The following is a 21,703-nucleotide window of genomic DNA, read 5'->3' on the forward strand; positions in this document are numbered from 1 at the left end:
CTTCTATTCTAATCACTCTTAATCATACATGAACAAAAGGTGTGTGAAAAGTTCTATAGGCATTCCATGAGTGCTAAGGTCGATTGCGGTATCAGTGAAAACAGTATGATATACTAAACGACAGAAAACAAGAAGCTTATTAGACTGACGATGTCAGTCGCTTTTCGTAGAGTGCGTCCTGTTTAATTAAGGGCTCTCTTTCGTTAAAACCATATATTTTCATTGAAAAACACATCCAAATAGGAGAGGTAGACGTTAGCTTGATGTAGACATTCTACTCTTCTGGTGGAGATCACTTGTGAGAATAAAGGAGAATGGTATGAGAGAATTGAGCGATGCTGCCCTTTACGAGAGGGTGCAGGCAAAGGACAAGGAAGCCTTAGAAATCCTTTATGATCGGTATGAAAAATTACTGTATTCATTTTCTTATCGCATCGTAAAGGACGGAGGGCTGTCAGAAGAAGTACTACAAGAAGTGTTCATAAAACTCTGGAAAGGTCGAGCTCAATATAGTGAAGAAAAGGGGAAGTTCTCTTCCTGGATATTGACCATGACACGTCATACTGCTATCGATCATCTTCGTAAACAATCGAGAGAGCCAGATTTTGAACTAGATGAGCGAGATGCTCTTCATAGTGATGAAGCTTCTGTAGAAGACCAAGTCGAGTGGAAAGAAAGAGGCGTCGTACTAAGAGCGGCCGTTTCTAAATTGAAAGAGGAACAAAAAAGGATTATCGAGATGTTTTATTTTAAAGGAATGACGCATAAAAAAATTTCTCAGGAATTTGACCTCCCACTCGGTACTGTAAAAGGCCGGATTCGACTCGCACTCAAACATCTAAAAACTAATCTGGCAGAGAAAGGAGGGGTCTCAGATGAAAAACAATTGTGATCAGCTACTTGACTATTTCAATGGAACATTAACCGATGAAGAAAAGAAAAAGTTCGAGGCTCACCTTGAATCTTGCTCAGACTGTAGAGAGGAGTTGCAAGAGCTGGAAGATTTAACTAGTGACCTTCCTTATCTATCGACACCAGAAGAGCCTCCTTCAGGAATGAAAGAGCGAGTCCTTCAGAATGTTTTTGAAAGTGCGTCTGAGGATATGGGCGAGACAAACACGAAAGAAAAGAGTTCCAATGTAACTCATATGAATGAGACCAAACGATCTCCGAAATGGTTAGCTCCAGCCCTAGCTGCTGCATTATTTTTATCACTTGCTGGAAATGCCTATACGTATATTACAAATGAAGGGACAACCCCTGAAACAGAAGTATCGTCATTGTTAAAAGCAGTTCAGTTAGAACCTTCGGGAGCTTCTGGATCTAAAGGAGCAGCCGCCTTAGTATCTGACAATGGTAAAACGAATCTAGTTGTTCAAGCAGATGATCTTGAAGGTGTAGAGGATGATCAGGTGTATCAAGTTTGGTTGCTAGAAGGTGAAAAGCCGTATAGAGCAGGTTCATTTGTACCAAGTGAAAACGGAAAAGGTGCCGTTTCCTTCGAAGTTAAATACGAAGGAGATCATGATTGGACCGCAGTGGCAATCACTCTAGAACCGAATGCGAAGAGTAAAACTCCTAAAGGTGAAATCGTCATGAGTTCAGGATTGTAAAAGCGATGATAAAAGCAGGGCTACGATAAGAGTTCCCTGCTTTTATTTATGGTGAATTTTAGGAGAATCAGCAGTGGTTTCTAGTCGATAAGAACGGGGTATATTGTACTAAACATAAAAACGGATTTGAATAATTTAAGAAAATTTATTATGATTAGTAACTATGTGGTTACTATTTACTAGATATTTTCGTTAGCTGCATAATAAAATGAGGAGTGGATGGAATGGATAAAGTAACAAAAGTATTCTGGATAGGCCTCGCAATCGCGATCGTCTTCGTAGGATGGGGCGTGATTATGCCTGGGAATCTTGACCAGGTTATGACCACATCGAAAAGTTTCTTTTTAAATCAGTTTGGATGGTTCTATCAATTAGCAGCAACATTTTTCCTGATTTTTGCCATTTATTTGATTTTTAGTAGATTTGGTAATATTAAGCTAGGTAAAGACTCAGACAAGCCTGAGTATAACAGGTTAACTTGGTTTGCAATGCTATTCAGTGCAGGAATGGGAATTGGGCTCTTATTCTTTGGAGTATCAGAACCGATGTCTCACTTTTCTACGCCCCCACTTGGAGGAGAAGGTGGAACTGTTGATGCAGCTCACCAGTCTTTAAGATATACATATCTTCACTGGGGATTTCATGCGTGGGCAATCTACGCTACTATTGCTCTTGCTCTTGCTTACTATAAATTTAGAAAAGGGGCACCAGGTCTTATCAGTGCAACGCTATATCCGTTGCTTGGAGATCGTGTGAAAGGACCGATTGGGATCACTATCGATATCATTGCAGTATTTGCAACGATCTTTGGTGTTGCAGCATCCCTTGGTCTTGGTGCTCAGCAGATTAATGGTGGCTTAGCTTACCTCACGGATATACCTAACAACTTCACGGTGCAGTTGATCATCATCGCTGTCATCACAGTGCTGTTTACAATTTCCGCTGGAACGGGAATTAAAAAAGGTATCAAATATTTAAGTAACACGAATATGATTCTAGCTGTTCTTTTGCTTGGACTATTTATCTTCCTAGGTCCGACGAAATTTATTCTGGACCTATTCGTAACTACTTTTGGTGAATATGTACAAAATATTTTCGGAATGGGGATGCGTCTTGCACCTATGAATCCAGAAAATGAGTCATGGGTTCAAGGTTGGACAATTTTCTATTGGGCTTGGTGGATCGCTTGGTCTCCGTTCGTAGGAACGTTTATCGCCCGAGTTTCTAGGGGGAGAACGATCAGAGAGTTTATGATTGCTGTTACCGTAGTACCTACAGTCGTTTGTGCATTCTGGTTCGGAGTGTTTGGCGGTTCAGCTATTTTCTTCGACTTTAACCAAGGTACAGATATTGCAGGACAGGGACTTGAAACAGCATTGTTTTATCTCTATGAGCAGGTTCCTCTTGGAGGTATCCTAACGGTCGTGACTCTCTTATTAATCTCTACTTTCTTTATTACATCAGCTGACTCTGCTACATTTGTTCTCGGTATGCAAACAACAAACGGTAGCTTAAACCCACCGAACTTCGTTAAGTTCAGCTGGGGCTTTGTGTTGGCTGCATCTGCAGTTGTTCTGATGATTACAGGTGGTCTACAAAGCATGCAGACTGCCATCATCGTGAGTGCGTTCCCACTAACGATCATTCTATTGTTTACATGTTGGGGAATGATTAAGTCTTTCAGTGAGGAAGTGCCTAGAAAACAACGTAGTACAGAGAAGAAGACAAAAGCACCAAAAGATCCAAAAACGGTTTAATAGCTATTCAGCCTTTGAAGATAATAGTCTTCAAAGGCTTTTTATTTCATTAGAAAAACAACACCGGAAGTGCTAAAGAAGGGGAGCGAATCGACGTGTGGAACATACAAGTTAATTTAGCTAAAATAGAATTATGAAAAAAACAATGCATAGGTCGCTTCTTCATTCACTTATTCGCGTAACTCCTGCAGATCCAGGAAGATCGAGATTACACCAGGCTTTACGTATTACGATTAGCGTTCTGTCCTCGTCACTCACTATGCTCATCTTTGCCTTTACATTAGGTGCTTCATTTCCTGCTTCTATATTAGCTGGAGTCGTTAGCTTACTGACATTATTTTTAGTGAATGATGATACAGAGAAAAAGAAGAAATTCTCTACGCTGATTTTAGTTGTTTCAAGTGCAGTTGCGTTAACGGTGAGCACATACTTAAGCATTATTCCATTTGCGATAGATTTCTTATTCTTAATCGTCATTTTTCTAGCATATTATTTACAGCAATTTGGGTTCCGTTATTTCGCAATGTTCACCGTTGCATTTTTATCAACATATTTTTCTACTTTACTACAATTGAAGATAGAAGATATTGGGTGGTATCTTCTTGGTATTGTGATTGGAGGAGGCTATTCATATGTATATCGGTTTTACCTCATAAAAAACCGACCGAAAGTTGAGTTGATTAATAGCGTCCGCTCATTTCACACTCAAACGAATATGACCCTTGATCTGGTGTTAGAGGCGATTGCAAACCCTACTACTAATCAGTCTGTACCTTCTCAGCTTCGAAAAGATATTAAAAAGATCAATTCTTATTCTCAAGTCATTTCAAGCTCTCTTAATAACACAGAGCCTGAGGAAATTTGGCCTGGTATCGATGCTGAGCAATTGAGGTTCTATATATTTGATGCAGAAATGCTAATACAGTCTCTTTATTATGTTGTAGACCGTTTAAAGGATCTGCACGTATTACAACATACGAACATAAGAGTACTGTTGTACAAAGTTGTAGAATCGATACGTGATGCCGAAGTACTGCGTACTCATGACGTGGTTGGTAATCTAAAAAAAACTGAATCGGTTATTAGCGAACTTAGTTCAATGATAAAAGCCATGCAAAAAAATCATGAGGTCGATAAGGACTGGCTTTGGTTAATTAGGAGAATCGAAGCGATATCGAATCACTTAGTAGAGAGCTCCAGGCAATTAGGGAAGCGAAGGGATGTAAATCTGGAATCAGTTAAGAAAGTTCAGGCAGATGAGGTAGCTGACAACACATCAGAAGATGCAAGGCTAGCAAAGAACAAAGCGTTACAAGCAATCGTGGCTGGTAGTGTGGCGATTGTAGTCGGCTATTTCTTATCGCCTGCACATCAATACTGGGTGCTTTTATCAACCTTTATCGTATTGTTAGGAACAGATACGGTTGGTATGACTTTTCAGAAAGCAACCGAGAGATCCATCGGTACAATTTTTGGGGCTATAGCAGGCTTTGGAATTGCGCTTTCCTTATCTGGACAACCGGTATTTGAGTTGATCACATTGTTTTGCTGTGTGTTTCTTGCCTTTTATTTGATGCCTATATCATATGGAATCATGATGTTCTGGATGACTACGCTCATTGCAATTATGTATGACTTCATAATGGGTGGGATAACGGGTGAACTTATTATGTCGCGTGTTATCGATACGTTAGTTGGTGCGGCGATCGGTTCCCTTGCTGCAGCTATAATCTATCCTAGAAAAACAAAAGAAAAAGTAGCTGTCGCAGCAACTGAATTCTTTGTGAAATTAAGAACGTATGTATCGGATTACCTCCATTCTTATACGGAAACGAACTCCCATCACCAGTTTATTAACATGGCGTTTGAGTTAGATGAGAAATACCAGAATGTTCTAAACGATGCGAAGCCCTTAAGAAATAAAGTATCCATCATGCAGAAATCAAACATTGAGCAGTGGATTACAGTTGTTACTGCAATAAATTACTACGCTAAGCACCTCCTTGCTTCTTCAAATCGAAACAAAGCGATACTCTCTGTACCGGAGTTGGAAGAAGAGCTAAAGAAAACTTATCATATTATCAATTACAATATCGAAGCGTTATCGAAGGGCATAAACGGGAATACGAAAACCGTCATGTATAGTTTGGATTCGATTCGTGACAAAGTAGAAAAGTTTGATGCGGGGAAAGATAATAAAGAACTCAAAGGTCGAATCAATGATCTCTATTATGTTTGGAAGATTAACGAGTCTTTGTTGTTACTAAGTAAGAGTTTCGGTATGCGAGAAAAATAGGAGAACCAGGGGACTTCACCCCTGGTTCTTTTTATAATATAGCTAGAAAGAAAATCGTTAGAACTGCGATGAACCCACCTGCCGCAACAGATGTAATTCGATACCTTCCCTCCTTTTCTTTAATATCCATAAATAAGACCAATTGAATGACCACTTGAATCATCGCTAAGAAGATAAGTACATATGGTAGAAATTCATTAGAGATCCATTCACTGTATACGATGTAGAAAGCAATAAGCGTTAGAAGAATCATCGTAACGAACATAACCGAAATTTTTATAAGGTGGTCGTTCTCTTTCTTCATTTCACTCACACCTTTCCGAGTAGATAGACTACTGTAAAGATAAAGACCCAGACTACATCTATAAAGTGCCAGTATAAGCTAGCAATAAACAGCTTTGGTGCAGTTTCTTTAGTGATCCCATACATCATCAATTGAATGAGCAACATAAAGATCCATACGATCCCAAAGAGGACATGTGCTCCATGAGTACCTAAAAGCATATAAAAAGCACCGAGGAAAGGACTACTACTAATTGTTGCGCCTTCCGCGACATAAGCCATAAATTCAATTCCTTCAAGAATGACGAATCCTAATCCCAAACTGATTGTAAGAAGAAACCAAACTAAGGTCATCGTTTTTTTACCAAGTTTTAACGTATAAACACCTAGTGCACATGTAAAGCTACTAGACAACAGCACGATTGTACTTACGATAATCTCAGAAAGGTTGAAGAGTTCCTTTGCTCCTGGTCCGTTGTTGGTTAACTCCTGTACTGATACATAAATACCGAATAAGCAACCAAATACCACTACCTCTGCACCGATCAAGAACCAGAAAGCTAAAATATTCATTTGCGCATGGTGGTCGCTAAATAGGTTTTTTTCAGCTAGAGATGGCATTAGTAACCCACTCCCTTGTCGTTATAGATCACTTTGTTTTTCGGTATGAAATAGCCATTCTTATTCTGGAAAGACCGAATTGTCATAGTAGTGAAGACACCAGCCATACCTAGAATTGCTACAGACCAAATTTCGAAAACAAAGCCAAAGGAAGCGATTAGAAATGCCATTCCCATAAAGAACGGCAATGAACTTGAAGAAGGCATGTGGATCTCATCATAATCGCCTTCGAAATCGATGTTGTGTTTCTGTGCTTCATAGGCAGTCCATAACGGCTCACCGGAAGTTACGACTGGAATTCGTGCGAAGTTATAGGGTGGGGGAGGACTAGGAACCGTCCACTCTAACGTTCGTCCACGCTTCATCCACGGGTCGTGTTGCTGAACAAATTTTCCGTACCGAGTCGTGAGATAGATGTTTAGCATAAAAAACAATACGCCTATTCCCATTAAAAATGCACCGCAAGTACTCACAAAATTAAGCCAACCAAGTCCTTCTCCTTCTGGATATGTAAAGACTCGCCTCGGCATCCCCATCAATCCTAAAATATGCATCGGAAAGAAAGTGAAATGAAATCCGATCACAAACGTCCAAAAATTCCATTTACCAAGTTTTTCGTTTAACATCTTACCGAACATCTTTGGCCACCAATAATAAACCCCTGATAGCACTCCGAAAATCGTCGCGCCTATAATGACATAGTGGAGGTGTGCAACAACAAAATAGCTGTCATGATATTGATAATCTGCTGGAACTGAGCCAAGCATGACGCCAGTAACACCGCCCATTACGAACGTTACGATAAAGCCGAGAGCATAAAGCATAGGGGTATCGAATCTTATTCGTCCACCACGCATCGTAAACAACCAATTGAAGATTTTGATACCAGTAGGGATCGCGATCAACATTGTAGTCAAGGCGAAGAAAACGTTGATATTTGCACTTAGTCCAACTGTAAACATGTGGTGGACCCAAACCATAAACCCTAAGAATCCGATCAAAATGATTGCAAACACCATTGAAGTATACCCGAATAATTTCTTCTTCGAAAAAGTACTGATAACATCTGAGAATATCCCAAAAGCAGGTAGCGCGATGATATACACTTCAGGGTGACCGAAAATCCAGAACAAATGTTGCCAGATCAGTGGATTTCCTTCAGATCCTGATAAGATGATTGTTCCGAAAAGTCGTTCGAACGTTAATAACAGCAAAGCTACCGCAAGAGCGGAAAATGCATACACGATGAGTACCGAAGTAATGAGCATCGACCAAGTTGATAGCGGCATCCTCATAAACTTCATCCCAGGTGCCCTCATTTTTATAATCGTTACGATAAAGTTGATTGCACCCATAATTGTTCCGAGTCCTGCGACTTGTAGTCCGATCGGATAATAGCTGTTCGAAGGTCCCGGGGTAAATTCGTTGAGTGATAGAGGAGCGTATGTAGTCCAGCCAGCATTTGGTGAACCTCCAGCTATAAAGCTGACGTTTATTAAGATTCCCCCTGAAATAAACAGCCAGAGGCTCAATGAGTTCATGAATGGAAAAGCAACGTCTCTTGCACCGATTTGCAATGGTACGATCACATTCATCAATCCGATTAATAGCGGCGTAGCAACAAGAAAGATCATGACTGTTCCGTGTGTACTTGTAAGTTGGTTGAATCGTTCTCCTTGAAATACCCAGAATTCATTTTCAGGAAAAGCAAGTTGCATTCGGATCAATAAAGCTTCTAACCCTGCTCTAAGAAAAAATAAGAAAGATACAACCAAATACATGATGCCAATCTTCTTATGATCTGTTGACGTGATCCAACTCCAGAGCCACTTCCATTTATGGTATCTCGTAAGTAAGAAGGTCGTTGCGATGATGATGATCACAAAAGATATGTCAGCTAAAATGATGTCTGATGGTAATGTACGAAAATAATGATAGATGCTATTCATCAGTTGTTCTCACCGTCCTTCATTTTCTCTATCCAAGTTGAAAAGTCATCTTTGTCTAAAACGATCGTATCAAACGTCATCAAAGCATGCTCCGCTCCACAGAGTTCAGCACACTTCCCGCTATATGTACCTGTTTCGATGGCGGTCATCCGTAAAGTGTTTTCCTTTCCAGGAAGAGCATCCCTTTTTCCGCCTAGTTGCGGAATCCAAAATGAATGGATAACATCTTTTGATGAGAGCTTGAATGTAATGGGGCGATCTACAGGGATGCGTAATTCGTCTCTTGAGGTAATGTTATATTCAGGATAGTAAAACGACCACTGAAACTGTTCTCCTGTCACTTTAATCGTTAAAGGATCTTGATCATTGTTAAAAGGCTCATCAAGCTGATAAGTTGTTGCAAAAGTAGGTACAGCAAGAACGATGATGATAATAAAAGGGATGACGATCCAACTTATTTCGAGCTTTTTATTGCCAGCTTTTTGAGTTGGGAAGTCATCTTCCTGTCCAGGCTTTTCGCGGTACTTTACTAAAAATCTCACAAAAAGAGTAAAAACAACTGCTAGTACGATACTCATCAGTAAAAGACTTAATAAGAGAAGGTCCAATTGCTTTTCGCCCGCTGTTCCTTTTGGATTTAATACAGCGATGGAAGAACAACCTGACAGAAAGAAAGCGGTACCGATAATGTATAAACTTCTCATGAAGGCTCTCCTCTCTATATAAGTGACTAACAATCTCCATTACCCAATACCCATTTATTTGAAACAGCGCACTCAAAAAGCCACACGAATTGGATTCGCGTGGCTTTACTCGACATTATTAGCTTTAGTCATGTGCACTTCTTAAACAGAAAATGTTACTTGCTGCTAAATGCAATTTGGATACCGATAATCCCAAGCAAGACACCTTTGATTACATTTATTTTCCCAAGGACCGCTGAATTTTTTAGAAGAAGTCCTTTGATACTGCTAGCGAACAAGCTGATTGAGGTGAAGATAAGAAAAGCTTGAACGATAAATATCATTCCTAACAACACCATTTGTAAAGAAGCATATCCTGAATGTTGATTAACAAACTGAGGAAGAAGAGCCAGGAAAAATAAGGAAACCTTGGGGTTAAGTATATTCATAATAATCCCTTTTCGATAAAGAGCCATATAAGATTGGTTTCGTTGGTTTTTTAGGAGTGTAGATTGCTTCCTTTCGCGAAATGCTTGAAATGCAAGGTATAGTAAGTAAGCGGCTCCCAAATATTTTACGATTGAAAAGGCAAGTGATGATTGGTACAGAATTGCAGATATTCCAATTGCGGCAGCACTTATATGTACAACAAGTCCTGAGCATAAACCGAGAGAAGTAGCGATACCAGCCCGCTTATCCTGAGAAATGCTCTGAGCAAGCACGAACAAGTTGTCAGGGCCAGGCATGAGGGTTAATACTACCGCAGCAAATAAGAATGATAGTAATACGGATAGATCCATGAGATTCTTTCCTTTCTAGTATGGTATTGTTTAAGTATATAAGAGAAACCGTCTTTCAAAAAGGGATTCTGGGAGGAGTTTCAAATTTACACAGATCTATTTAAAGGTGCGGCACCATTTTATGCAGCGTATAGGCTACGTTATCCTTCCGAAGTCATTCGGTTAGTAGTGGACCGTTTTCATCTGTCGTCTCAAGATCGAGTGTTGGATGTAGGTTGTGGACCAGGTCAGCTTGCGATCAGGTTAGCAGATTGGTCAAAACATATCGTAGGTGTAGATGTTGATGAAGGAATGTTACAGGAAGCAAGTCAAATGGCAAACCTATTAAAAATTTCGAATATCGAGTGGAAGTTAGCAGATGTGGAAAAATTTATTAACCTTCAACATCATGAATCATTTAAGTTAGTAACAATGGGGAAGTCTTTTCACTGGCTGAATCGTTCCCATTTTTTAGAAAAGCTTTATCCTACAATCCAGAAAGCTGGGGGAATAGCGGTTATTGACGATTATCAACCAGATAACGTTTTAGAGGATTGGCAGATTGCATTCTCTAAGGTTGCTAAGAAGTGGTATGGCGAGGAGCGTCGAGCAGGTAGCGGTACATATTCCCATCCTACATTAAGTCATGAAGAAGTGATTGAGAAGTCTCCATTTTCTATAGAAAAAGTAGAATGTGAACCTTATGAGCATTATTGGACAATCGAAACGTTATTAGGTCATCATTATTCCACTTCATACGGATTGAAGAGCTACCTGGGAAGTAATGTTGATGATTTTGAAGCTGAAGTAAAACGTGAGTTATTAAGTATTCATTCAGAAGGCAAATTTAAAGAAGAGATCAGAGTGAAAGTGTTGCTGGGCTATAAATGACAAATCATTTGGTTTAGTGGTATAATTCTGACATTTATAACGTTTTGGAGGCTGCTAAATGAAACCGATTTTAATAGATTTTCCTCACGAGATTCATACTGAACGGTTGTATATACGATGTCCTCTCCCTGGAGATGGCCTTGTCGTGCATGAATCGATTCAAGCATCAAGAGCTGAATTAAAGCTATGGATGCCCTTTGCGAAAAACGACCAATCTAAGGAAGAGGTAGAAGAAAACGTAAGAGAAGCTCATGCCGCCTTCCTTAAAAGAGAAGATTTAAGGTTACACATCTATCATAAAGATACTGGGGATTTTATAGGGTCATCCGGCTTACATAGAATTGATTGGAACGTTAGAAAATTTGAAGTAGGGTATTGGATTGACACTCGACATTCTGGTAATGGATATATGACTGAAGCTGTTCGAGCAATAACAGAATTTGCGTTCAAGGAATTACATGCGAGAAGAGTGGAAGTAAGGTGTGACACGAAAAATAATCGTAGTATGAGAATCATAGAGCGACTAGGATTTTCACTAGAAGGAATTTTACAGAATGAAGACGTTTCGATAGATGGAGAACAATTGAGGGACACATCAATCTATGCAAAGGTAAGGCAGTGAGGTAAAGTTACCCAATTCGATAAACTAGCAGGAACAAAGCTTCATTATAAAGAAATACCATAAAAGAACTGCAAGGAGGGGACATAGTTGATTGAACGTGCAAGTGCCGAAGAAAAAGAATACATCTTATCGAATTCAATTCAGTCGGTAAATGAGGGGACGACAAACCCTGGAATTATAAAAGAAGACAAAGCGATCGAAATCGTTACTTCAATCCTTGAACGCGGGGGATATCATCTTGTATATCGAGATGGCGATCAAATCGCGGGTTGGGTATTGATTGGAGAAAACACGGATTACTTTACGGGTATCAAACACGGATTCATCTATGATGTATTTGTATTTCCAGAGTTTCGAGGAAAAGGCTATTCAAAAAAATTAGTACAAGCAAGTATTCGTGATCTTAAAGAACAAGGTTTTGAGGAAATACGTTTAAATGTTTACTCATCTAATTTTGCGAAATATATCTATAAAGATATTGGATTCAAAGAAATGCAAACCATTATGGTCTACAAATAATCAGAACTGAAAGGCCCCTTTGCTTGAGTAGCATAAGGGGTCTTTTTTATTTTACGACTAATTACCCCAAATTCTATAACCGTTCTAAATCCATTATTATCAAGGGTTCTAGAGGATTATCACGAGTGTTTTTAAAAAAAATCATAAAAAAGATGATCCAACTTCTAATCCATTCCGTTAGCTAGATGTATAAAAATTTAAGGGGAGTGGATGTAACATGAATACGGAAAATAATTTGAAGAAAAGAGTAATCGACTGGAAGAAAGGACTCATGATCGTCCCACTAAGTTTTTCTCTATTGATGCCGACAGGCGCATTTGCAGATGATCACGGTAACCATGCGGACAAGCCTACAGTTGAAACGCCGGCTGCAGATCTTAGAGCTACACTAGGACATCTACTTAGTGAGCACGCATATCTTGCAGTTGAAACGATGAGAAAAGGAGCAGAAGGTGCGGATGATTTTGAAGCATCAGCTGGAGCACTTAGCGAAAATACAGAAGCGCTAACGGGAGCGATTTCTTCAGTATACGGTGAAGAAGCTGGGAATCAGTTCAACCAAATCTGGAGTGACCACATCGGATTCTTCGTAGATTATGTTAAAGCAACAGGAAGTGAAGATGAAGAAGCAAAGCAAGAAGCGCTTAACAATCTTGAAGGTTATAAAGAAGAGTTTTCAAAATTCCTTGAAACAGCAACTGGTGAACGTCTAGAAGCAGAATCTTTAACAAAAGGTCTTCAGATGCACATCGACCAGTTAATCGGTTCATTCGATAGCTATGTTGCAGGAGATTACGAGAAAGCTTATGCACAAGAACGTGAAGCGATTGCTCACATGCATGGAGTAGCAAAAGGTTTCTCAAGTGCGATTACCGATCAATTCCCTGAGAAGTTCGATGAGACTAAAGCCGTAACACCTGCATCAGACCTCCGTGCAACTCTTGGTCACCTGCTTTCAGAGCATGCTGGTTTGGCAATGATGACGATGCAGAACGGTATCGATGGTTCAGACGACTTTGAAGCGTCAGCGCAAGCTCTAAATAAAAATACAGAAGCTCTCACTGCAGCAATTTCATCAGTTTACGGTGAAGAGGCTGGCATGAAGTTTAATGAAATGTGGTCTGGTCATATCGGTAACTTCGTAGAATATGTACAAGCAACAGGTGCGGAAGACGAAGCAGCGAAGGAAAAAGCATTAGAGGCTCTAGATAACTACCGTGCTGACTTCTCTAGCTTCTTAGAAACAGCGACAGAAGGCCGTCTCAAGTCGGATGCATTAGCTGAAGGTCTCCAAATGCACGTGAACCAATTAGTCGGAGCATTTGATAGCTACACAAACGAAGATTATGATGCTGCTTATGATTCTGTAAGAGAAGCTTATGCTCATATGTACAAGCCTGCTAAAGGACTTTCAGGAGCGTTTACTGACCAGTTCCCAGACAAGTTTGCAATGAGTATGCCAACGGACATGCCAAAAACAGGTATGGGAGGTACTGCTGAACAGCAGATGCCGATCGAGTGGATATTGGCAGCTGTTCTAGCTACGATGGCAGCGACAGGTGTAGTGGTTAGAAGAAAATTGCAAAAAGATAGCTAATACAGCTAATACTCTTCATCGAACAGCAATAGCCCACGCGCTATTGCTGTTTTTTTATCTAAAAACATACTCTGTAAGGTGTATTACAACAAAATTTGTTTGAACAAGATATAATTAAGATAGGAGTTTATTTTTATAAACATAAAGTAATTATGGTAAACTTGTGCGCGCACTTTCACGAAATGGAGGTTTTAGAATGAAATGGAAATTATTTATCTTTATAGCCGGTTTGATTATGTTGACAGCTTGTGGCAATAGTACAGAAGGCGAGGCTAGTAACGAAGAAGTACTTTCAAAAGATTGGACGGAAATTGAAAAAGATGCAGAAGGAACAGAAGTTAATCTGTTCATGTGGGGAGGAGATGAAGGGATCAATCGATACATCGATGATTGGGCTGCTCCTGAGCTAAAAGAGAAACATAATATTACATTGAACAGACAACCGATGAATACAGAAGAGTTCATGCAAAAGCTATTAACAGAAAAGAAAGCAGGTAAGAATAAAGGAACGATCGATATTATTTGGATCAACGGTGCAAATTTTAAGAATGCAAAAAACGCTAATTTGCTTCTAGGCTCTTTTACAAATAAATTGCCTAACTTCAAGAAATATATCGGAAATGATGATCCATCAGCAGCTTTTGATCAAGGAACGAAAGTAGATGGTTTAGAAGCACCATGGGGGAGCGTTCAATTTGTATTTAATTATGACTCGAATAAAATTGAAACACCACCTAAAACGTTGGATGAATTGAAAGCTTGGATTTCTGAGAACCCAGGGAAATTCACTTATCCTAACGTTTCTGATTTCACTGGGAACACGTTCGTAAAGCATCTGCTGGTAGCTAGTGCGCCAGATCGTGTTGATACGATGGCAAAAGAGTTTGATCAAGATTTAGTTGAGAAGAACGGAGAGTATGTGTGGTCATACCTAAATGAAATTAAACCAAACCTATGGCGAAATGGCGAAACGTATCCTGAGTCATTGACGAAGTTAGATACGTTGTACAGCCAAGGGGAAGTCTGGATGACGATGGGTTTCAATGAAGCGAGAGCGGAAAGTTTAATTAAAGATGGTACGTTCCCTAAAAGCACAAAATCGTTTGTTCTTGAATCACCTGGCTCTATTTCTAACAATCATTATTTAAGCATCCCATTTAATAGCCCTAACCCCTCCGGAGCGATGACGGTCATTAACTTCTTAGAGTCTCCTAAAGCTCAAATTGCTAAGATGGATCCAAAGATGTGGGGAGAAGGGATGGTACTAAACTATGATAAGCTCGAGGAAGAAGAAAAGAATAAAGTTGACTCACTAAATCGCGGTGAAAGTGTAATTTCTTCCGAAAGGTTGAATACGTACAAGCTTCCAGATTTAGATACAGGTTATACGGAGTGGATTATGAATGATTGGGGAAACAAGGTTTTTGAAGAATAAGCATAAAGCATGGTTTTACTTAACGCCTGCAGTGATCATCATCTTATTCCTAGTAGGTTATGGGATGTGGTCTGCTGTAATTCAAAGCATGCAAACAATAGGGGGAAAGTGGACGTTTGAGTTTTACGAGGAACTTTTTAGAAGCGATTCCTTTTTAAGATCCTTAAAGTTTACATTTTGGATTACCCTCATCTCTACCATTCTCTCGCTAGTTATTGGCCTTGTGCTGACTAGAATACTGTATCGTTTATTTCAGCACTCTTTTGTAAAGGGACTCGTATGGATTCCAATCTTGATTCCTCACTTTGTAGCAGGATATCTCGTTTTCCTATTTCTTTCACAGAGCGGATTACTTTCTTCCTTGCTTTTTCAAATTGGATTAATAAACGACAGATCGATGTTTCCGATACTCGTCCAGGATACACGAGGAGTGGGAATCATCCTCACATATGTCTGGAAAGAAGTTCCGTTTGTTATTCTTATGCTTCTCCCAGTTTATTACGAAATCGATCATCGTTATTCAGAGGTGGTTAGAACGTTAGGGGGGAGCAAATGGGATGAGTTTAAAACTGTTGAATGGCCATGGCTTCTCCCGATATTATTAGAAGTTGCCATCATTTTGATCGCTTTTGTTTCGACTGCTTTTGAGGTTCCCTATTTGTTAGGAGTAACAAGGCCTGAAATGTTGCCTGTTCATGCATTCGATTGGTTCTATAGCGGAGATTGGAGCAATCGTCCTTTAGCTTTTGCAGCAATGATCATACCTGGGGGCGTTTCACTCCTCTTAGCGGGAATCTCATTCAAACTTATACAAAAGCATAGGCTACGCTTAATTAAAGGGAGAGTGCGATGAGGTTAAATGAAATTATTTCAGGGAAGAGAAGAAAGGTGATCGTTCTTATCACGTTGTTTGTTTTTATGATGTTGTTCATTCTTCCTCTCATTACGATCGTAGTAAAAAGTTTTGCTTCTGATTGGAAGTGGCCGATTCTGTTCCCAAGAGAACTTGGCCTTGATGGGTGGGAGGTTATTTTTAGTGATCCCGCACTGGTAGATTCTCTCATTACAACGTTAAAACTGGGAATAATGGTAGTACTGTTAAATTTAATCATAGCGATGCCGGCAGCAAGAGCATTAGCGATGTATTCGTTTAAAGGAAAGTTCCTTATCGAGGCATTCCTATTGTCACCTATTTTGATTCCAGGCATCTTATTAGCAATGGGCTTACAGTATACCTTGATTCAGTTTGGATTGGCAGATCGTCTAAGCGGGGTATTACTCGTTCATTTAATACCAACCTTGCCGTACTCGATTCGTATCATGAGGGCAGGGTATGAACGACTTGGAAAAGGCTTGATTGAACAAGCGGCAGTGCTCGGTTCAGGGGCAGTCGCACGTTTTTTTACAGTTTCTCTACCTTTACTGATTCCAAGCATTAGAAGCTTAATGCTATTAACATTTGTGATATCTCTTGGGCAATATGCCCTAACAGCAATTATCGGTGGAGGGGTTGTAACAACACTGCCTTTGCTATACTATCCTTATTTTTCAAGCTCCAATGAAGCAGTTATCGCTGGATTCTCATTATTATTTGCTTTACTTCCACTCCTATTTGTAGGAGTTGCAGAAATAGCATTAAGAGCGGTCATTCGGGTAGTCAATCGAATTTGAAAGGAAGTTTATAGGTATGAATGACCTTATTCAATGTAACCAGTTAACCAAAAACTATTCGGGAGAGCCGATCTTAAAAGGTGTATCTTTTTCTCTGAAAAAGGGAGAACATGCAACGATTGTTGGACCTTCAGGATGTGGAAAATCAACGTTACTACGCTGCCTAGCAGGACTTGAGTCGATCGACAGTGGAGATATTATGCTCAATGGAAAGTCGGTGAAAAAAACCAAACCTGAAAAACGTTCGATCGTTCTGATGTTCCAAGATTCCTTATTATTTCCCCATCTATCCGTGCTCGAGAACATCACGTATGGATTGAAAAGGAAAAAGGTTCCTAAAAAAGAGCGGATCTCAGAAGCACTAGACATGATACAAAAGGTTAAGCTTTCACCTTGGAAGGATGCCTATCCGCATGAACTTTCTGGTGGCCAGAAGCAGCGGGTTTCTCTAGCAAGAGCACTTGTGTTAAAGCCAGATTTACTATTACTTGACGAACCATTCAGTTCTTTAGACGCTTCGCTTCGAGAATCTTTAAGGGGTGAAGTAAAGGAAATATTACGGGAGGAAAACATTACATCTTTATTTATTACGCACGACAGGGATGAAGCGATCGAGTTGGCAGACATGCTTGCGGTCATGAATGAGGGTCGATTGATACAACAGGGGACTCCTTATGATGTTGTAACGTACCCTTCCTCTACAGAAAGTGCAAGAATCATAGGGGAAGGTCTTCCTTTAGAAAAAGGATTTGTGCCTCAACATCATATAACTGCTATAGATCCACATAATAGAGTTCAAAATGATCAGGAGCTGGTTTCTATTCCTGGAAAGGTAACCGCGCTTACAGTGAAGAACAATTCAGTTTGTTACCGTGTATCTTGGGAGGGTGGAACCATTCTCGTTCCTTCTGAAGACAAATTAGAACCTGGTCAAGATGTTGTGTTAAAAGCAGCGCACGTATACCCGTATGATCGAAACGGACGTGAATGGAGCAATACCCCATGACGATTAGAGCGCTAGTAAAAGGGATCGTTGTGATATGTCTTGTGATAGGCATTTACTTGCTAAATGAGAATGTGTTCAACCTGCGCCCTTCCCAAATTCGTTCGTGGATTTCGTCTTTTGGACTTTATGCGCCTGTGATCTTCCTTATAGCTTGTATAGGCAGGCCGTTCATTTTATTTCCAACATCGGTACTTTCTATAGCGGGTGGCTTGGTTTTTGGTCCGTATATTGGAACGCTCTTAGCTGTAGTAGGGGGATCGACTGGAGCACTTCTTTTCTTTCTTGCTGCTCGAAAACTAGGCTTCAAGGCTCTACCAGAAGCTTTGCGCAAGCGAGGAGAGAAATTAGAAAAAGGGCTCTCAGAGCAAGGATTCGCATACGTGTTGCTATTAAGGTTGGTCCCCTTTCTGCATTTTGACCTCGTCAGTTACGTGTGCGGTGTTTCTAATGTTGATAAGAAGAAATATTATTTTGCAACGTTAGTAGGTATGCTTCCTGGTGCGCTTGTTCTGAACTTTTTAGGTGCGAGTTTTTTATCAAACAATATCAAATCGGTTGCAATTGTATCGGTTATTTTATTGGTTCTCCTATTAATCACGTTGTATATACGTAAAAAGGCATTCGGATCAGAATTAGAAGAAGAAATTTAATCGAAGGATGGTGTACTGTGCTCGATACTCATGGCAGGAAATATGTACAGCCTGTTATGGATAGAACCGCAGGCTGGTTACTTAAGATAGGTCTTAGTGCGAACCAGGTAACGATCATATCGTTTATTATCGGGGTCACATCCGGGTTGTTTATTTATCTAGATCATCCTGTTCTAGCGATCATTGTATTATGGGTTTCTGGATATTTAGATGCTGTGGATGGGACGATGGCAAGGAAAACGAAGCCCTCAGCATTTGGAACAGTATTAGACGTAAGTTTTGATCGAGTTGTAGAGATAAGTGTGATTTTAGGACTTGCCTTTGCATTCCCTGAATCGATGTGGGCATTGTTATTATTGAGTACCTCGATCATATTCGCAATGACGATCTTCTTAACGGTAGGAGCTGTTTCAGAAAAACAAGGAATCAAATCATTTTATTACCAAGCAGGTGCAGCTGAACGGACAGAAGGTTTTTTATTGTTTACTGCTATGATTCTCTTTCCTGGGTACTTAACGCTACTTACCCTATTGTTCTTAGCAATCGAACTATTTACAAGCATACAAAGACTTACTGAAGCAAAAAGAATACTCGGATAGAGAGGTGTTTAGATTGGAAAAATATGATCTGATCGTAATAGGAGGAGGTTCAGGAGGGTTAACTGCTGCAGCAGGTGCCGCTAACATGGGTGCGAGTGTAGCGTTGATTGATGACCAGCCAGGACTTGGCGGAGATTGTTTGCATTTTGGATGCGTACCTTCAAAAGCCTTTATTACTGCAGCAAAAGAGGTTCATGCTGTCTATAAAGGTGCTAAAGAATTTGGCTTAACAGTAAATGGAGAGGTTCGATTCCAACGCGCGATCGAACGCGTTCATGAAGCGATCGAAGAAATACAAGAAGTAGATAGCGATGAACGTTTTGAGGAACTAGGCGTAACAATCTATCGGGGAAAAGGATCTTTTGTCGATGAACATACTGTGTCGATTGATGGACAAACCTCCATTTCAGGTAAGCGGATCGTCATTTCAACAGGGTCCAGCCCGAACGTTCCTCCTCTTGAAGGAGTAGATAACGTCTCTTTCTTAACGAATGAATCCATCTTCAATTTAGATCACCTACCTGAGAGTATTGTATTTATAGGTGGGGGAGTCGTTGGTCTCGAACTTGCTCAATCATTAGCAAGGTTTGGATCGAATGTTACTGTCATCGAAACGTCAGATACTATCTTAAAAAAAGAAGATAGTGACATTATTCCAGTAGCTCGAGAGATTCTAGAAAAAGAACTGTCCTTTATCTATAATGCAGAGGTAACAGGAGTATTCACACGTGAAGGAAGAAAAGTTGTCACATATAAAGTTGATGGCAAAGAAGAAGAGCTCGTCGTTCATGAGATTATGATGTCGACAGGACGAAAGCCTAATACCGACAAGTTAAACCTTGAAGCGGCTGGTGTGGAATCCAACAAAGGCTACATTACAGTAAATGAGCAGCTTCAAACATCGAAGTCTCATATTTATGCGATCGGTGACGTCAATGGAGCTTTTCCATTCACGCATGGAGCCGGAATGGAAGGGAAATTGATCGTACAAAATGCTGTGTTCGGTTTAAGAAGAAAAGTGAAGTATGATAATGTACCATGGGTGACGTACACTGATCCTGAAATCTTTCATCTTGGATTAACTGAGAGCGAGGCAAGAGAAAAACACGGTGAGGATGTGCGTATATTTAAAGTTGATATTAGCGATGTCGACCGTTTTATAGCAGAACGTAAGAAAGACGGTCTTGTGAAGGTAATCACTGATTCGAAAGGGAAAGTGTTAGGGGCCCATGCCGTAGGCGAAGATGCTTCGAGCTGGATGCAGGAAATCGTGTTTGCAAAAGAACATGGACATAAGCTAGGAGATCTATCGACGGTTATACATCCGTACCCGACCAAAGGAGCAATTCTGAATCAAGCTTCAGATTTATATTGGCGTGAAAAACTCTTCGATGGTGTCATTCCAAAGGTTGCTGAAAAGTACATTAAGTGGGTTCGGTAAGAGAAAAGGATGATTTGATTGAAAAAGAAATTATTGTTGATCGGTGGAGGTCATGCTCACCTTTATGTGATAAAAAAACTACAAGAAGAAGCAATAGATGCCGAGGTATCAGTCATTTCACCGTCTGAGCACCAGTATTATTCAGGAATGTTTTCAGGATTTATGGAGGGGTTATATGAATTCGAAAAGATTCGTATTCACATACCGACCCTCGCTAAAAAAGCAAATGTCACTTTTATTAAAGGCGCAGCATTGTCGATCGATGCAGAAGCGAAAGTGGTGCTGACTGAAAAGGGTGATATTGTTCCTTACGATGTTTTATCAATTGATATCGGATCCTACACGGGTGGGATCGATGTGCCTGGTGTAAGGCAACATGCGTTACGAATTAAACCTACTTATCGAATTGAAGAAGTAGTAAGTAAGTTGTGGGACGCAGATGAGCCGGTTGTTGTAGGTGGAGGTGCAGCAGGAATCGAAATGGCGCTCTCTTTACATGCAAAAAGACGTTCGGAAGATGCTCCAGTAACGTTAGTAACCCAATCTACGCTTTTAGCAGGAGAAACTGAAAAGGCAACGTCTAAGATTCAAGAGATTGCAAAGGAAAAAGGGTTAAAAGTATATGAACATGAAAAAGTATCGAACGTTACTTCCTCCCATGTTGTCACTGCCGGAGGTAAGCAAATCGCTTATGATGAACTATTATGGTTGACGGGTCCTAAAGCGCCTGGCATTTTTCAAACGTCAAAATTGCCAGTTGATCCTCAAGGTTATTTGCTAGTCGAAGATACACTACAAGTAAGGGAATACCCTGCTATTTTTGCTGCGGGAGATTGCGCTTCAATAAAAGGGTTTCCGAAACTTCCAAAGTCAGGAGTCATCGCTGTTAGGCAGTCAAAAGTGCTTTGGGATAACATTAAAGCCTTTATAAAAGGAGAAGACGGAACCCGTTTTCAACCGAAGCAAAGTTATCTCTCTATCCTTTCCACGGGAAACCGTGAAGGTCTATTATTATATAGTAACTTAAGTTTTCACCACCATCTTTCATGGAAGTTAAAAAATAAAATCGATCGGAAGTTTGTTGAAATTTACAAATAAACCTAAGAAAGCAGGCTGCGAAGCCTGCTTTCTTAGGTTCACTTCATCACAGGATGTGCAATTTCATGGCGTTCGCGTTTATAATAGAAGTGAAAGCTTAGTAGCTAAATTGAGGCTTGAACAATTTAGTTAAGCGATATATCTTAAGCCAAGCGTATTAAGTGAGTTTCGTGAGGTTAATTTTTGCCTTGCGA

General features: G+C 40.1%; 21 protein-coding genes. 16 read left to right on the top strand and 5 right to left on the bottom strand.

Annotated features, from left to right (window positions below; all coding sequences use genetic code 11):
* Positions 1 to 319 precede the first annotated feature (319 nt).
* The 4 genes from ACXADT_RS11465 to ACXADT_RS11480 all read left to right on the top strand — a co-directional run bounded on the left by ACXADT_RS11465 (position 320) and on the right by ACXADT_RS11480 (position 5,666).
* Positions 320 to 892: an RNA polymerase sigma factor gene (locus ACXADT_RS11465; protein WP_270179163.1), complete on the top strand. Its 573-nt coding sequence runs from the start codon at positions 320 to 322 to the stop codon at positions 890 to 892.
* Positions 876 to 1,613: an anti-sigma factor gene (locus ACXADT_RS11470; RefSeq protein WP_474835387.1), complete on the top strand. Its 738-nt coding sequence runs from the start codon at positions 876 to 878 to the stop codon at positions 1,611 to 1,613. Before ACXADT_RS11465 ends, ACXADT_RS11470 begins: the two co-directional genes overlap by 17 nt.
* Before the next feature lie 224 nt (positions 1,614 to 1,837).
* On the top strand, positions 1,838 to 3,370 hold the full coding sequence (locus ACXADT_RS11475) for a glycine betaine uptake BCCT transporter (RefSeq protein WP_474811267.1): 1,533 nt from the start codon (positions 1,838 to 1,840) through the stop codon (positions 3,368 to 3,370).
* Between the two features lie 133 nt (positions 3,371 to 3,503).
* Positions 3,504 to 5,666 carry an FUSC family protein gene (locus ACXADT_RS11480; RefSeq protein ID WP_474835389.1) on the top strand — a complete coding sequence of 721 codons (2,163 nt, stop codon included), beginning with the start codon at positions 3,504 to 3,506 and terminating at the stop codon, positions 5,664 to 5,666.
* A 31-nt stretch (positions 5,667 to 5,697) separates the two neighbouring features.
* Here the strand turns inward: ACXADT_RS11480 and ACXADT_RS11485 are convergent, their stop codons facing one another.
* From ACXADT_RS11485 to ACXADT_RS11505, 5 genes are all read right to left on the bottom strand, one after another.
* Complete coding sequence (locus tag ACXADT_RS11485; protein ID WP_474811271.1) at positions 5,698 to 5,970, bottom strand: cytochrome C oxidase subunit IV family protein; 273 nt, start codon at positions 5,968 to 5,970, stop codon at positions 5,698 to 5,700.
* A gap of 5 nt (positions 5,971 to 5,975) precedes the next feature.
* Positions 5,976 to 6,569, bottom strand: coding sequence for a cytochrome c oxidase subunit 3 (locus ACXADT_RS11490; protein ID WP_270179158.1), 594 nt, complete (start codon positions 6,567 to 6,569; stop codon positions 5,976 to 5,978).
* Positions 6,569 to 8,518 (bottom strand): cytochrome c oxidase subunit I, encoded by a 1,950-nt coding sequence (ctaD, locus tag ACXADT_RS11495; protein WP_474835391.1) that lies wholly within the window; start codon positions 8,516 to 8,518, stop codon positions 6,569 to 6,571. Before ctaD ends, ACXADT_RS11490 begins: the two co-directional genes overlap by 1 nt.
* Complete coding sequence (gene coxB / locus ACXADT_RS11500; protein ID WP_270179156.1) at positions 8,518 to 9,222, bottom strand: cytochrome c oxidase subunit II; 705 nt, start codon at positions 9,220 to 9,222, stop codon at positions 8,518 to 8,520. Before coxB ends, ctaD begins: the two co-directional genes overlap by 1 nt.
* A 155-nt stretch (positions 9,223 to 9,377) precedes the next feature.
* Positions 9,378 to 10,001: a LysE family translocator gene (locus tag ACXADT_RS11505; RefSeq protein ID WP_474835393.1), complete on the bottom strand. Its 624-nt coding sequence runs from the start codon at positions 9,999 to 10,001 to the stop codon at positions 9,378 to 9,380.
* 156 nt (positions 10,002 to 10,157) lie between these two features.
* On the opposite strand from ACXADT_RS11505, the gene ACXADT_RS11510 reads away from it, so the two are divergent.
* The 12 genes from ACXADT_RS11510 (at position 10,158) to ACXADT_RS11565 (ending at position 21,509) form a co-directional block, all read left to right on the top strand.
* Positions 10,158 to 10,871 carry a class I SAM-dependent methyltransferase gene (locus tag ACXADT_RS11510; protein ID WP_474835463.1) on the top strand — a complete coding sequence of 238 codons (714 nt, stop codon included), beginning with the start codon at positions 10,158 to 10,160 and terminating at the stop codon, positions 10,869 to 10,871.
* Between the two features lie 58 nt (positions 10,872 to 10,929).
* Positions 10,930 to 11,493 carry a GNAT family N-acetyltransferase gene (locus ACXADT_RS11515; RefSeq protein WP_474811278.1) on the top strand — a complete coding sequence of 188 codons (564 nt, stop codon included), beginning with the start codon at positions 10,930 to 10,932 and terminating at the stop codon, positions 11,491 to 11,493.
* An 87-nt stretch (positions 11,494 to 11,580) separates the two neighbouring features.
* On the top strand, positions 11,581 to 12,012 hold the full coding sequence (locus tag ACXADT_RS11520; RefSeq protein WP_270179153.1) for a GNAT family N-acetyltransferase: 432 nt from the start codon (positions 11,581 to 11,583) through the stop codon (positions 12,010 to 12,012).
* 250 nt (positions 12,013 to 12,262) lie between these two features.
* A complete protein-coding gene (locus ACXADT_RS11525) occupies positions 12,263 to 13,609 on the top strand; it encodes a copper amine oxidase (RefSeq protein ID WP_270180580.1) in 1,347 nt (448 codons plus the stop codon).
* 196 nt (positions 13,610 to 13,805) lie between these two features.
* A complete protein-coding gene (locus ACXADT_RS11530) occupies positions 13,806 to 15,044 on the top strand; it encodes an ABC transporter substrate-binding protein (RefSeq protein WP_474835395.1) in 1,239 nt (412 codons plus the stop codon).
* The gene (locus ACXADT_RS11535; protein ID WP_474811283.1) at positions 15,034 to 15,897 is read left to right on the top strand and encodes an ABC transporter permease; all 864 of its coding nucleotides are present in this window, start codon (positions 15,034 to 15,036) and stop codon (positions 15,895 to 15,897) included. The genes ACXADT_RS11530 and ACXADT_RS11535 overlap by 11 nt, the downstream gene beginning before the upstream one ends.
* Positions 15,894 to 16,715: an ABC transporter permease gene (locus ACXADT_RS11540; protein WP_270179150.1), complete on the top strand. Its 822-nt coding sequence runs from the start codon at positions 15,894 to 15,896 to the stop codon at positions 16,713 to 16,715. The genes ACXADT_RS11535 and ACXADT_RS11540 overlap by 4 nt, the downstream gene beginning before the upstream one ends.
* A gap of 16 nt (positions 16,716 to 16,731) precedes the next feature.
* A complete protein-coding gene (locus tag ACXADT_RS11545; protein ID WP_474835398.1) occupies positions 16,732 to 17,721 on the top strand; it encodes an ABC transporter ATP-binding protein in 990 nt (329 codons plus the stop codon).
* Positions 17,718 to 18,371 carry a TVP38/TMEM64 family protein gene (locus ACXADT_RS11550; protein ID WP_474835400.1) on the top strand — a complete coding sequence of 218 codons (654 nt, stop codon included), beginning with the start codon at positions 17,718 to 17,720 and terminating at the stop codon, positions 18,369 to 18,371. Before ACXADT_RS11545 ends, ACXADT_RS11550 begins: the two co-directional genes overlap by 4 nt.
* A 17-nt stretch (positions 18,372 to 18,388) precedes the next feature.
* Entirely contained in the window at positions 18,389 to 18,970 is a 582-nt protein-coding gene (locus ACXADT_RS11555) for a CDP-alcohol phosphatidyltransferase family protein (RefSeq protein ID WP_270179147.1), read from the top strand.
* 4 nt (positions 18,971 to 18,974) lie between these two features.
* Positions 18,975 to 20,411, top strand: a complete 1,437-nt coding sequence (locus ACXADT_RS11560; protein WP_474835402.1) for a dihydrolipoyl dehydrogenase family protein — start codon at positions 18,975 to 18,977, stop codon at positions 20,409 to 20,411.
* A gap of 18 nt (positions 20,412 to 20,429) precedes the next feature.
* The gene (locus tag ACXADT_RS11565) at positions 20,430 to 21,509 is read left to right on the top strand and encodes an FAD-dependent oxidoreductase (protein ID WP_474835404.1); all 1,080 of its coding nucleotides are present in this window, start codon (positions 20,430 to 20,432) and stop codon (positions 21,507 to 21,509) included.
* Positions 21,510 to 21,703 lie beyond the last annotated feature (194 nt).

The sequence above is a fragment of the Anaerobacillus sp. ABR4_321 genome, from assembly GCF_056158505.1.